Origin of the sequence: Vibrio sp. ZF57 (genome assembly GCF_001691235.1) — a bacterium.
Classification (GTDB): domain Bacteria; phylum Pseudomonadota; class Gammaproteobacteria; order Enterobacterales; family Vibrionaceae; genus Vibrio; species Vibrio crassostreae_C.
The window spans coordinates 180,784-194,151 of the sequence record NZ_MAKD01000097.1 but is presented as its reverse complement, the minus strand read 5'-3'; the positions used below and the strand labels follow the sequence as shown (position 1 = coordinate 194,151).

Below are 13,368 nucleotides of genomic sequence, written 5' to 3'. Positions count from 1 at the left end.
GAATTTATTCTATTAGCACAGTTTCGTCACAAATTTAGGTACCGCCAAATGCAAACCCCGCAGATTCTTATCGTTGAAGATGAGCAAGTAACTCGTAACACTCTAAAGAGTATTTTTGAAGCAGAGGGATATGCTGTTTTTGAGGCTAGCGACGGTGAAGAGATGCACCAAGTGCTATCTGACAACCAAGTTAACCTTGTAATTATGGACATCAACCTTCCAGGTAAGAATGGCCTACTACTTGCGCGTGAACTACGTGAGCAAGCAAACGTAGCGCTTATGTTCTTAACTGGTCGTGATAATGAAGTTGATAAGATCCTTGGCCTAGAGATCGGCGCTGATGACTACATCACTAAGCCTTTCAACCCTCGTGAACTGACTATCCGTGCACGCAACCTTCTGAACCGTTCAATGAGCACAAGCTCTGTTCAAGAAGAGAAGCGTAGCGTTGAGAAGTATGAGTTCAACGGTTGGGTACTAGATATCAACAGTCGTTCTCTGGTTAGCCCAGATGGCGAAGGCTACAAGCTACCTCGTTCAGAGTTCCGTGCTCTACTTCACTTCTGTGAGAACCCAGGTAAGATCCAAACACGTGCTGACCTTCTTAAGAAGATGACTGGCCGTGAGCTTAAGCCACACGATCGTACTGTAGACGTAACAATCCGTCGTATTCGTAAGCACTTTGAATCTGTTTCTGGTACGCCAGAAATCATCGCAACGATTCACGGTGAAGGCTACCGCTTTTGTGGTGACCTAGAAGACTAATTCGATTCGCGCCTCTTACCATTTAGCACTACTCACCAGTAAGTGTTTTGAACACTAGAAGCGTCATCAATAGTTATTAAAAAGGGAGAATGCCAACGCATTCTCCCTTTTTTATTGTTCTTAATTGGATAAGATTTTAGTAAACCGTATCCACCTTAACGTCTTTCTCTACTAACCACTTCACGGTTTCGCCATCTTTAAGTTCCACCGCCACATCAACAGGCTTGTCACTGTCGATTTCTAGCTGCCATACAAACGCGACTTCCCATTGAGTTTCACTGTGTGTTCTTAAATCAAGATCGTCAGCCGTTACCAACAAGGTGTCTGCACCCTGTTTAACCGTAACACTTTCAACCGCAAGCGTTGCTGGCAGTTGTGAGTCTGACTCTAGGTAGATAGCACCATGTAGGGTCTTATCTTGAGTCTCGCCAATCGTTGGCATCTTGTTGTGCCAAAGGTTGCTTTTCATGGTAACTGTTGCTGCAGATACTTCGACTTGATTATCTTGCTGCCATTCTACTTGTGGCGCAGAACAACCCGCTAATGCCACTACACATGCGGCGAATGCTAATTTTTTCATTATTCTTCTACCTTTGATTTAACCAACTCTTTAAAACTTCAATGTCATTCTGGTATTCGTTATTTATCTCATCAACCCAATCTGAAATGTTCTCCCACCACGCAGGCAAATCTGGAGATTGAGCTTTCTGGGCAACTTGTTGGATGCGTTTCAGACCAATAGAACCTGCAGCACCTTTAATCTTATGTGCCTCAGAAACGATACTGGCTTTATCTTTCGCGACCATGTTGGAGTTCAATATTTCCATATACTCCGGCATCATATCTTCGAACATCGCGATGCTATCCAAAACCGGTTTCGGTCCAACAATATCAACATAAGACTCTAGCATATCAATATCAAGCAAAGTGGTATCAATTTCTGAAAGAACAGGCTTACTCGCGTCGACTTTATCAATGCTCTCAACCTTATCGGTGCCCGCTACCTTCTCAATTACCTCTGGTGCATCTTCGATAAGTTCACTGATGACATCTTGGATAGCTCGAACCGACAAAGGTTTACTGATCGCTTCGTCCATACCTTTCTGGAAGTACTCTTGCTTGTTGTTTAATACGTTCGCAGTTAACGCCACCAAAGGCGGTAGCTGGCTGTATTTCTCGCGGTAGTATTGAGCAATATCGAAACCCGTCATATCTGGCAGTTGGATATCCAACAACACCAAATCATAGTCTTCAGGATTGAAAGCAATTTGCGCCTCTTTACCCGTCATCACGACTGTCACTTCATGGCCAAGGCTTTCAAGTAGAGAGCGAGCCACTGTGATATTGAGTTCAATGTCTTCGACCATAAAGATCTTAAGATTCGACTGTTTTCTTGGCGTTTTGATCAGAGCCTGAGTATCGTGATTCACTGGAACTCGAATCGAAACCGTAAAGGTACTGCCAAAGCCCTCTTCACTGATGACTTCAATGTGGCCATCCATCATATTAATTAGCTGTTGAGAGACAGCGAGACCAATACCCGTGCCGACAGCGTGCAAGTTGTCCGTGCCCGATTTCACCTGATAGTACATCGCGAAGATCTTCTCGATTTCACTTTCAGGGATACCAATACCAGTATCTTCCACTTCCATCGTAATGTTGGCAAAGTCACCATCAATGTCGGCGCTGACTGTCATCACCACTCCACCATCTTTGGTGAACTTCATCGCGTTACTAACAAGGTTCCACAGTACCTGTCTAAGACGAGTACCATCCACCTCAACAGCAGCTGGAAGATCAGACAATCTTTCTAGATCGAACCTTAACCCTTTCTGCTCAGCCATCAACGCAGAGATACTTTCGATCTCGACAACGAAATCTTCAAAGTTAATAGGCGTAGGGAAGAGTTCAAGCTTACGGCGGTCGAACTTATCCATATCAATAATATCGTTGAAGATATTACCCAGTGTCACCGCGCTCACCTTGATGGTTTGCATCTGCTTGCGCTGTTCGGTGGTCAGTTGGCTATCAAGCAGCATGCGGCTCAAGCCAATGATGCCGTTGAGCGGCGTTCTTAACTCGTGGCTAATAGTTGAGATAAAGGTGGTCTTATCGCGGCTGGCTTTTTCTAACGACTCTTGATGCTCTTTACGTTCAGTAATATCGCGGCCAAAACCAACCAAGCCCAAGTGACGACCATCTTTGCTGTAGAAAGGCACTTTACGCAGTTCGAAGTAACTCTTGCGGCCATCTGGGTATTCAAGCCATTGGTCATAAGTCAGTGCTTGGTTGTCAGCAAATACTTTCTTATCGGTTTCAACAACTTGCTGAGCGACCTCTTTACTGTAAACATCCCAAGGAGTTAAACCAACTAGCTCTTTTTCTGTTTTACCAGTGAGCTCTTCAACCGCACGGTTACAACCAGAGAACACACCATCTTCATTACGGTAGTAAATAAGGTCAGGCGAGGCATCGATAAACGAGCGTAACAGTGCAGTACGTTCTGCGAGTTCAAGCTGAGTACGCTCGCGCTGGAACACCTCGTTTTCGAGATCTTGCATTGCTTCTGCGCGCGCTTCTTCCGCTTTTTCACGCTCTTCAATTTCTTGATTAAGCTTCTCGATATTGAGCTGCATTTTATTGTTGAGTTCTTGGTCTCGCTCACGCATGTCGCCAAGTTTAGAGACCAATTTCGCTAACCTTTGACGTGATTCTTCCAACTGGTCCACGACCACTGACAGAAAATAAACCGCCCAAGGCGTGATCACTAAACCGAAGAAAACTGAACGGACAATGTCGATGTCATCAACATTGCCTTTGAGTGCAAGGGTGATACCGACTTGCACAACAACAGCGAGGGCAACAAGCGCTAGGGCGAGTAAGATAGAAAAGCGGACAATCCCCAGTTTTACGAGTAGATCCACGTAATACTGGGCAAGATTTTTCATGGGTTTCATTTAGCGCTCCATGCGATAAGACTAGCAACATTCTACCCTGTTTGAAGATGGGAGGTAAGCTAGCTACATCACACGCAGCAAGTGTTCAGCGGTAATTTCGAAGGTTAATTAACCAATACAAATACTAACTAAGCAAAAATAGCCGGGGATAATCAAATTGCCAATTTTATAGCGTTAGCGAATTGAGTATGGATGCACCATTGAACGGTTGCGACCGTCTGATTTCGCTTGATACAACGCACTATCAGCCAAGGCAACAGCCGATTCCATTTCATCATCAGGTGTAGGAATGTAAGAGATAATACCAATACTCACCGTGATGAATTCAGAGACTGTCGACTTCTCATGCGCAAGTTCCAATTTTAGGACTTCATCATGAATACGCTGCGCCACCAGCTGAGCACCTTCGGTCGTTGTATTTGGCAGAATAAAGCCGAACTCTTCACCACCATAACGAGCCACACAATCAGATGAACGATTCAACACCTGCTTAAATGCCTGAGAAACCTGAATCAAAGCATCATCGCCTTGTTGGTGTCCGTAAAAGTCGTTGTAGCCTTTAAAGAAGTCGATATCACATAGCATGATCGTCAGTGGCAGCTTCTCACGCACATGATAATGCCACAGTGTAGAGAGCTGTTCATCGAAACGACGTCGGTTAGACACTTTAGTCAGGCTATCCATAAAGCTGAGGCGTTCAAGTTCAAGGTTGGCTTCTTCAAGCTTTTGTTCTGCTAGATAACGCTCTGTAATATCACGCGCCATGATCAACACACCATTAGTGCTCGATGCTGGATCTCTAAACGGTGATTTGACTACATCATACCAAGTAAATGTTCCATCACTTGAGACCACTTTGTCGATATAACGCAGTGATTTACTTTGATGAAGCACTTGATGATCGGTTTCTGATATTCGCGTATAGATGCTATGTGGCACCACATCTTGTAAACGTTTACCGATCAAGTCACTGACTTCAGAGATACCCAGCGCAGCCACAAATGGTTTATTACACGCTTGATAAACCATGTTTTCATTAAAGATACCAATCGAGTCTGGGCTGGCCTCCAGGAGGTTTTGCAAGATGGTGTCACGCTGCGCAAGTGCCACTTCGGTATCTTTTCGCTTCTCCATCTCGCCACGCAGTTTCTGCTGCATGTCATGCCAATCGGTCACATCATGACTAATAGAGAGCGTGCCGATGGTTTCTCCATCTTGGGAAAGCAGCACACTTTGGTAGGTTTCAAGCAAGCAGCTTTTTCCATCTTGATCTGTAGTCCAAGAGCGTTCACTTACACGACCTTTTAATACTCCACCAGAAACACTCAGGGTGCCCTCTTCAGCACGACCATGCCAAAACTTTTTAAACGAGCGATTACTCGTCACTAACTGACCTTTCTGATCTTTCACGTAGATCAGCTCAGACAAAGAATCCAAAGCGGTACGAGCAACATTCAGTTCTCGAACTTCTTGGGACAGTTCTTCGTTAGTGTTTTTATAAGGTGAGGCGTGAATCATCCAAGCCTGCTTATTTCTAAAATGGATCTTACGACCGATCAAGTTGATCTTGAACGACTCAAATTCAGAAAGCGCCCACAGGGAGACCTGCTCGAAGGCTCGAGAGTTGATGTGGTTGGTTAAGTAGTGACGAAAGCTGTTCTCGCTTTCCACAGTAGGAAAGCGAAAATTAACACCGATTTGGCGGATACCAAGCAACTGCATGGCTTGGCGATTGGCATAGAGTATTTCGCCACTTCGAACATCAACAAAGTAGAGTGGCGACGGGGTAGCAAGTAGAAGCGTTTCGATATGCGACTGATAACGAGAATAGAGATGCCAGCAGATGAGAGCAATCAGCAATACAACAACGATATAAATACCGTAGCCATACGCCCTGTCCCACAACCAAGTCATTACCAGTTCCATTTACTCTCAATCTATACCATAAAATCTGTTAGGGAAATGTTACCACTATTTATTGGTTTTATCTGCTGTTACCTACAGTAACCCATTTCTATTAATTAGCCGCATTTAAAACAGGCAACGTGTACTCGAATGCAGAGCCCGTTTTGATGCCTTGAGCACCGGTTTTATCCAACGAACGACCTATTTCAGTCATCGCTAACCAGCGGTTCTCACACCATAAAGGAGAAAGTAAGGTTGGGCGTCTCGCCGCTGAAGAAACACGGTGATAAACCACGTCCGCAGGTGTGCGTTGAATGATCTCACTCGCGATATCGATGTACTCTTCAAGGCTTGGGGCTTCTAGCTTTCCTGCCTTCCACGCCTTAGCCATGGTACTGCCCTCTACTATATGAAGGCCGTGCAGCTTAATACCATCGGTGCCAACGGCTAATACCTTGTCTAAGGTTTCAAGGTTATCCGCTTTGGTTTCTTTTGGTAGACCAACAATCAGGTGAGTACACACCTTGATACCTAAAGCGCGTGCGCGTTGGGTGATCGTTTCATACACCGCAAAATCGTGGCCGCGGTTAATTCGCTTGAGGGTTTTATCATTGGCGGTTTGCAGGCCAAGCTCGAGCCAAATCTCATAGCCTTGTTTAACGTAGCCCGCTAACAGATCCAACACCGCATCAGGCACACAGTCTGGTCGCGTACCAACACAAAGGCCGACGATCTCTGCACCGGGTGCTTTTAGCGCCTCTTCATACATATTCTTGAGCACTTGCACCTCAGCATAAGTGCTGGTGTACGCCTGAAAGTAAGCCAGGTACTTCTTGGCACGAGCAATCTCACCCGCACGATCTTTTAGCTGGTCAGCAATACTTTGAATTTGAGTTTGTTCATCGGCAAAGGAAGCCACGTTACAAAACGTGCAACCTCCACGGCCAATTGTCCCGTCTCGGTTTGGGCAGCTGAAACCACCATGAAGCGTCAGCTTGTGAACCTTCTCGCCATAACGGCGTTGAAGGTCTTGGCCGATAGTATTGACCAACTCGTGTAATTGCATATTTTCAAAGCACTCAAGTAAATAAGAATGAATATCAGTCTTTTTTGAAAAAAAATTACATCCCTGCAAAATTCGACCAATTAGTTTACTCAAGGCTTTTTGCGAGCAACCTAACAAATATCAATAAACATGCAAAAAATCGGCTCTATTTGCCTAATGTTGCACATTTGTTAGGCATTAAATTCAAAATAAAACGAAAAAAATGGTCTACATGGGTCAACTTTCATTGCAATTCGCCTAGACAAAATTGTAGGATACTTACACATATTGGCTATTTTTGAGTATTTACTTACAACGAAAACTTGCTAATAAGTCGGTGATATCTAACTCCCACCTATATAAACCACTAGTTTGTGGTTAAAAATAAACAGGTATCACTAAGGATTGTTTTTCTCGCAATACTTTTCCTGCGAGATACGGAAAGGATTCAAACCGCCAGCATAGGCAGGTTTAGACCCATAAATATAAAAGGACAAGGCTGACTTTATACAAATAAGTTGCGCCTAGATTTAACTGGAAGGATGTATCTATGGTAGATCAAGAGCAGAACTCACAGGGTCTGTATACTCCTGAATTGGAGCATGACGCTTGTGGTATCGGTTTTGTTGCGCATCTAAAGAATCGCAAATCTCATGATGTAGTAACTCAAGCACTCGATATGCTTGCACGTATGGAACACCGTGGCGGCCAAGGCTGCGATCCGTGTTCTGGTGATGGTGCAGGTATCCTGCTACAGAAGCCGCACGAATTCTTACTAGAAGAAGCCGTAAAGCTTGGAATTAAGCTGCCATCTTTTGAAAAATATGGTGTTGGTGTTGTACTTTTCCCTAAAGATGAACACAAACGTGCACAGTGTCGTGACATTCTAGAACGCAATGCACAACGCCTTGAGTTAGAAGTTATCGGTTACCGTGAACTTCCAACGGACAATTCAATGATTGGTGCTGACCCACTAAGCACTGAACCTCAATTTGAACACGTATTTATTTCTGGCGGCCCTGGTATCACACCAGAAGAGCTTGAGCGTAAACTGTATGTTCTACGTAACTACACGGTTCGTGTATGCCTAGAAAGCGTTTCAAATATCGGTGATGACTTCTACATCAACTCTATGTCTTACAAGACATTGGTGTACAAAGGTCAGCTAACAACTGAACAAGTTCCTCAGTACTTCCTAGATCTGCAAAACCCAACCATGGTGACAGCTCTAGCACTAGTACACTCTCGCTTCTCTACCAATACATTCCCACGTTGGCGTCTAGCTCAGCCTTTCCGTTACATCGCGCACAATGGCGAAATCAATACGGTTCGCGGCAACCTGAACTGGATGAAAGCACGTGAAGCAATCCTAGAATCGGATCTGTTTACACAAGCTGAAATCGACATGCTGCTTCCTATCTGTCAGGAAGGTAGTTCGGATTCATCAAACTTCGATATGGCACTTGAGCTACTTGTTCTTTCAGGTCGTACTCTGCCACACGCGTTGATGATGATGATCCCGGAAGCATGGCAAGAAAACAAAAACATGGATCCAACTCGTCGTGCGTTCTACCAGTACCACGCGAACGTAATGGAACCATGGGATGGCCCAGCATCAGTATGTTTCACCGATGGTGTTCAAGTAGGTGCAACACTTGACCGTAACGGTCTGCGTCCTTCTCGCTACACAGTAACTAAAGACGACTTCCTAGTAATGGCGTCTGAGTCTGGTGTTGTTGAGATTGCACCTGAAAACGTTGAGTACCGTGGTCGTCTACAACCAGGTCGTATCTTCGTTGCTGACCTTGAGCAAGGCCGCATCATTTCTGATGAAGAAGTGAAAGACAGCATTGCTAAAGCACAACCTTACGAAAAGTGGGTTGAAGAGAACCTTCTGAGCCTGAAAAAGCTACCGGATGCGAGCAACGAATTTAGCCAACCTTCTCCAGAGAAACTACTACACAAACAACAATCGTTTGGCGTGAGTTCTGAAGAAGTAAACGAAATCATTCTACCTCTTGCGAAAACAGGCTACGAGCCACTTTCTGCAATGGGTGCTGACTGGCCGCTAGCGATTCTTTCTCACCAATCGCAGCACCTTTCAAACTACTTCAAACAGTTGTTTGCACAAGTAACTAACCCGCCGATCGACCCGATTCGTGAGCGCATGGTTATGTCTCTGAACACTTACCTAGGTAAAGACCAGAACTTACTTGCTGAAACACCTGAGCACTGTCAAAAAGTAGAACTTGAGTCTCCAGTACTGTCTAACTCTGAGTTAGAAAAACTGCGTGCAATCGATAACGAGCACCTTCAGGCGAAGACGCTGGATATCGTATTCCAAGCAAATGGCGACCAAGGTAAGTTAGAGCGCGCACTTAAGCGTATCTGCCAATACGCAGAAGACGCAGTGATTGATGGCTACTCTATCATCCTACTGACAGACCGTGCGGTTAACTCTAACCATGCCGCTATTCCAGCAATGCTGGCGGTTGGCGCGGTTCACCACCACCTAATCCGTAAAGGTCTACGTGCTAAGTGTGACATCGTTGTTGAAACGGGCGACGCTCGTGAGACACACCACTTTGCAACGCTTATCGGTTATGGTGCAAACGCAGTTAACCCATACCTAGTTATTGAAACGATTGTTGAACTGCAACGTACTAAGAAGCTAGATCCAAACGTACACCCACGTGAGTTATTCGATAACTACCGTAAAGGTGTTAACGGCGGTCTACTTAAGATCTTCTCTAAGATGGGGATCTCTACGCTGCAGTCTTACCACGGTGCACAAATCTTTGAAGCACTTGGTGTTAGCAAATCAGTGGTTGAAAAATACTTCACAGGTACTGTTTCTCGTATCCAAGGTCTAACGATCGACGATATCGCGCGAGAAGTATTGGTTCGTCACCGTGTTGGTTACCCAGCTCGTGAAATTCCAGCTCAGATCCTTGATGTTGGTGGTGTTTACCAGTGGAAACAACGTGGTGAGAAACACTTATTCAACCCAGAAACGATTTCTCTACTTCAAGAATCGACGCGTAACAAAGATTACGGTCAGTTCAAGAAGTACGCAAAAGCAGTTGATGACCAAGGCGACAACGCAGCAACGCTACGTAGCCAACTGGACTTCATCAAGAACCCTGCAGGCTCTATTCCTCTAGCAGAAGTAGAACCAATCGAGAACATTCTTAAGCGTTTCGCAACCGGCGCAATGAGCTTTGGTTCAATCTCGCATGAGGCTCACTCAACACTGGCTGTTGCGATGAACCGCATTGGCGCGAAATCAAACTCAGGTGAAGGTGGTGAAGATCCAGCACGGTTCGAACGTAAAGAAAACGGCGACTGGGAACGTTCAGCAATCAAACAGGTGGCTTCTGGTCGCTTTGGTGTAACGTCTTACTACCTATCTAACGCTGATGAGCTACAAATCAAGATGGCTCAAGGTGCGAAACCGGGCGAAGGTGGTCAACTACCTGGTGATAAGGTTGATGACTGGATCGGCGCAACGCGTCACTCGACTCCGGGCGTAGGTCTTATCTCGCCACCGCCACACCACGATATCTACTCAATCGAAGATTTGGCTCAGCTAATCTACGATCTGAAGAACGCGAACCGTAACGGCCGTGTCAACGTGAAGCTAGTATCAGAAGCTGGCGTAGGTACGATTGCATCAGGTGTAGCAAAAGCGAAAGCTGACGTAGTACTTATCGCAGGTTTCGATGGTGGTACGGGTGCATCTCCGATGTCTTCTATCCGTCACACAGGTCTGCCTTGGGAACTAGGTCTAGCAGAAACGCACCAAACACTACTGAAAAACGGCCTACGTAACCGTATCGTTGTTCAGTCTGATGGTCAGATGAAAACACCACGTGACCTTGCAGTAGCAACGTTACTTGGCGCGGAAGAATGGGGCGTAGCAACAGCAGCATTGGTTGTTGAAGGCTGTATCATGATGCGTAAGTGTCACAAGAATACCTGTCCTGTTGGTATCGCAACACAAAACAAAACTCTGCGTGAGCGTTTCGACGGCCGCGTAGAAGACGTAGTGACTTTCTTCCAATACATGGCTGAAGGTCTGCGTGAGGTAATGGCTGAACTTGGCTTCCGCTCTATCGATGAGATGGTAGGTCAATCGCACAAACTTAAAGTTCGTGACGACATCGGCCACTGGAAGTACAAGAACCTAGATCTAACACCTGTACTGCACATTGAGCAGGCACGTGAAGAAGATGGTATCTACAACCAGACGCAACAAAACCACAACCTAGAAGACGTTCTAGACCGCAAGTTGATTCAAGCTGCGATTCCAGCTCTTGAGAAAGGCGAAGCCGTGAATGCGAGCTTCCCTATCATCAACACGGACCGCTCTGCTGGTACCATGCTGTCGAACGAAATCTCGAAGGTTTACAAAGACCAAGGTTTACCACAACCAATGAACGTTAAGTTCCACGGTAGTGCTGGCCAATCTTTCGGTGCGTTCCTTGCGAAAGGCGTTAAGTTCGAAGTAGAAGGCGACGCGAACGATTACTGGGGTAAAGGTCTGTCTGGCGGTACTTTGGCACTGTACCCAGATGCGAAATCTTCTATCGTTGCTGAAGATAACATCGTGGTTGGTAACGTATGTTTCTACGGTGCGACCTCAGGTGAATCTTTCATTCGCGGTATGGCAGGCGAACGTTTCTGTGTTCGTAACTCAGGTGCGAAGGTTGTTGTTGAGGGCGTTGGTGACCACGGTTGTGAATACATGACTGGTGGTGTTGCCATTATCCTTGGTTCAACAGGTCGTAACTTTGCTGCGGGCATGAGTGGCGGTGTTGCTTATGTTTGGGACAAAGCGGGTGACTTCGAAACCAAGCTCAACCCTGAACTTGTAGACCTAGATCCAATTGAACAAGAAGATAAAGATCTTCTACTGGATATGCTAACTAAGCATGTTGAATTCACAGGAAGTGAAGTTGCTCAATCTTTCCTAGACAACTTTGAAGCAAGTGTTGCATCGCTAGTTAAAGTAATGCCACGCGACTACAAAGCGGTTCTTGAAAAGCGTAAAGCTGAAGCACAACAGGCACAAACGGAAGAAGTGGAGGCAGTATAATGGGTAAGCCTACTGGATTTTTAGAACACGGTCGTGAGCTTCCAAAGAAGCTCGACCCGTCAGTTCGAATTGAAGACAACAAAGAGTTCGTACTTAACGAAGAGTTTGGTGAAAAGATCAATACTCAAGCCTCTCGTTGTATGGACTGTGGCGTACCTTTCTGTCACAACGGCTGTCCGATTGGTAACATCATCCCAGAATTCAATGATGCGGTTTACCGTGACAGCTGGGAAGAGGCTTGGAATATCCTAAGCTCTACCAACAACTTCCCTGAGTTTACCGGTCGTGTTTGTCCTGCTCCTTGTGAAAGTGCCTGTGTTCTTGGTATCAACCAAGACCCAATCACTATCTGTAATATCGAGAAAACGATTGTTGAAACTGCGTACCGTGAAGGGTACGCAAAACCTAAAACACCACGCTCTCGCACAGGTAAAACTGTCGCAGTTATTGGTTCAGGTCCTGCTGGCTTAGCCGCAGCGGAGCAGCTAAACAGCGCTGGTCACTCGGTAACGGTATTTGAACGTGACGAGAAAGTCGGTGGTCTACTTCGCTTCGGTATCCCAGACTTCAAACTGGGTATGGACGTGATTGATCGTAAGATCAACCTAATGGCTGAAGCGGGCGTTGAGTTTAAAGTTAACCAACACATCGGTGTTGATGTTAACGCTCAGCAGCTACGCCAAGAGTTTGATGTGGTATTGCTAACGGGTGGTTCTACGGTTCCACGTGACTTGCCAATCCCTGGTCGTGAGTTGAAAGGCGTTCACTTTGCCATGGAATTCCTTGGTCAAAACAACCGCCGTGCTAACAACCTAGATCTTAAAACAGAAGAGATTCACGCTAAAGATAAGCACGTTGTGGTTATCGGTGGTGGTGATACTGGTTCTGACTGTGTGGGCACATCAAACCGTCATAAGGCAGCGAGCATTACTCAGGTTGAGATCATGCCGATCCCACCAGAGAAGCGCCCTGCAAACATGCCTTGGCCTCAATACCCAATGATCATGAAAACCACCACTTCTCACGAAGAAGGTTGTGAACGTCACTGGAACATCTTAACCAAAGAGTTCATCGGTAACGATCAAGGTCAAGTGACGGGTCTACGTATTGCTGACATCGTTTGGCAAGATGCGAAACCAGGTGAGCGTCCAGGCTTTGATGAAGTCGCGAACTCTGAACGTGTTATTCCTTGTGACATGGCATTCCTAGCAATGGGCTTCTTACACCCGGAGCCAACCGGCGTGCTTGCTCAACTAGACATTAAACTGGACGAGCGCGGTAACGTTGCTTCTGAAGGTTACGCAACCAACCAGAAAGGCGTTTTCGCTGCTGGTGATATGCGTACTGGTCAATCTCTAGTTGTACGTTGTATTAATGAAGGTCGTGAATGTGCAATTGCCATTGATGACTTCTTAATGGGTAACTCAAACTTAGAAGCGAAAGCTGATTCACTCATGCTTTCCGCATAATATTTCTCGGGCTAACGTCAATGACGTTAGCCTAGAGGAAAAGCAATACCCTTCCTAACTTTTATATTTGGCTAGCACTCGATGCTAGCCTTTTTTCTATCTGGCCTTTGGCGTTTTCAAAATCATCCT

At 45.8% G+C, this 13,368-nt stretch carries 7 protein-coding genes; 3 read left to right on the top strand and 4 right to left on the bottom strand.

The window, feature by feature from the left end:
* Window positions 1-48: 48 nt before the first annotated feature.
* Window positions 49-765: a two-component system response regulator ArcA gene (gene arcA, locus A6D97_RS15120; RefSeq protein WP_004741534.1), complete on the top strand. Its 717-nt coding sequence runs from the start codon at window positions 49-51 to the stop codon at window positions 763-765.
* Between the two features lie 136 nt (window positions 766-901).
* Here arcA and A6D97_RS15115 read toward each other — a convergent pair whose 3' ends face one another.
* From A6D97_RS15115 to A6D97_RS15100, 4 genes are all read right to left on the bottom strand, one after another.
* Window positions 902-1,345 (bottom strand): hypothetical protein, encoded by a 444-nt coding sequence (locus A6D97_RS15115; RefSeq protein ID WP_017062884.1) that lies wholly within the window; start codon window positions 1,343-1,345, stop codon window positions 902-904.
* A gap of 7 nt (window positions 1,346-1,352) precedes the next feature.
* Window positions 1,353-3,722, bottom strand: coding sequence for an aerobic respiration two-component sensor histidine kinase ArcB (arcB, locus tag A6D97_RS15110; protein ID WP_017062885.1), 2,370 nt, complete (start codon window positions 3,720-3,722; stop codon window positions 1,353-1,355).
* 174 nt (window positions 3,723-3,896) lie between these two features.
* A complete protein-coding gene (locus tag A6D97_RS15105) occupies window positions 3,897-5,648 on the bottom strand; it encodes a diguanylate cyclase (protein ID WP_017059307.1) in 1,752 nt (583 codons plus the stop codon).
* Between the two features lie 91 nt (window positions 5,649-5,739).
* Window positions 5,740-6,693, bottom strand: coding sequence for a TIGR01212 family radical SAM protein (locus tag A6D97_RS15100; RefSeq protein WP_017059306.1), 954 nt, complete (start codon window positions 6,691-6,693; stop codon window positions 5,740-5,742).
* Between the two features lie 529 nt (window positions 6,694-7,222).
* Here A6D97_RS15100 and gltB point away from each other — a divergent pair.
* Window positions 7,223-11,770: a glutamate synthase large subunit gene (gltB, locus tag A6D97_RS15095; protein ID WP_065584717.1), complete on the top strand. Its 4,548-nt coding sequence runs from the start codon at window positions 7,223-7,225 to the stop codon at window positions 11,768-11,770.
* Entirely contained in the window at window positions 11,770-13,239 is a 1,470-nt protein-coding gene (locus A6D97_RS15090; RefSeq protein ID WP_065584716.1) for a glutamate synthase subunit beta, read from the top strand. The genes gltB and A6D97_RS15090 overlap by 1 nt, the downstream gene beginning before the upstream one ends.
* Window positions 13,240-13,368 lie beyond the last annotated feature (129 nt).

Excerpts from the sequence above, each read along its gene's own strand:
- arcA (WP_004741534.1), top strand. The coding sequence starts at position 49 with ATGCAAACCCCGCAGATTCTTATCGTTGAAGATGAGCAAGTAACTCGT.
- A6D97_RS15115 (WP_017062884.1), bottom strand. The coding sequence starts at position 1,345 with ATGAAAAAATTAGCATTCGCCGCATGTGTAGTGGCATTAGCGGGTTGT.
- arcB (WP_017062885.1), bottom strand. The coding sequence starts at position 3,722 with ATGAAACCCATGAAAAATCTTGCCCAGTATTACGTGGATCTACTCGTA.
- A6D97_RS15105 (WP_017059307.1), bottom strand. The coding sequence starts at position 5,648 with ATGGAACTGGTAATGACTTGGTTGTGGGACAGGGCGTATGGCTACGGT.
- A6D97_RS15100 (WP_017059306.1), bottom strand. The coding sequence starts at position 6,693 with ATGCAATTACACGAGTTGGTCAATACTATCGGCCAAGACCTTCAACGC.
- gltB (WP_065584717.1), top strand. The coding sequence starts at position 7,223 with ATGGTAGATCAAGAGCAGAACTCACAGGGTCTGTATACTCCTGAATTG.
- A6D97_RS15090 (WP_065584716.1), top strand. The coding sequence starts at position 11,770 with ATGGGTAAGCCTACTGGATTTTTAGAACACGGTCGTGAGCTTCCAAAG.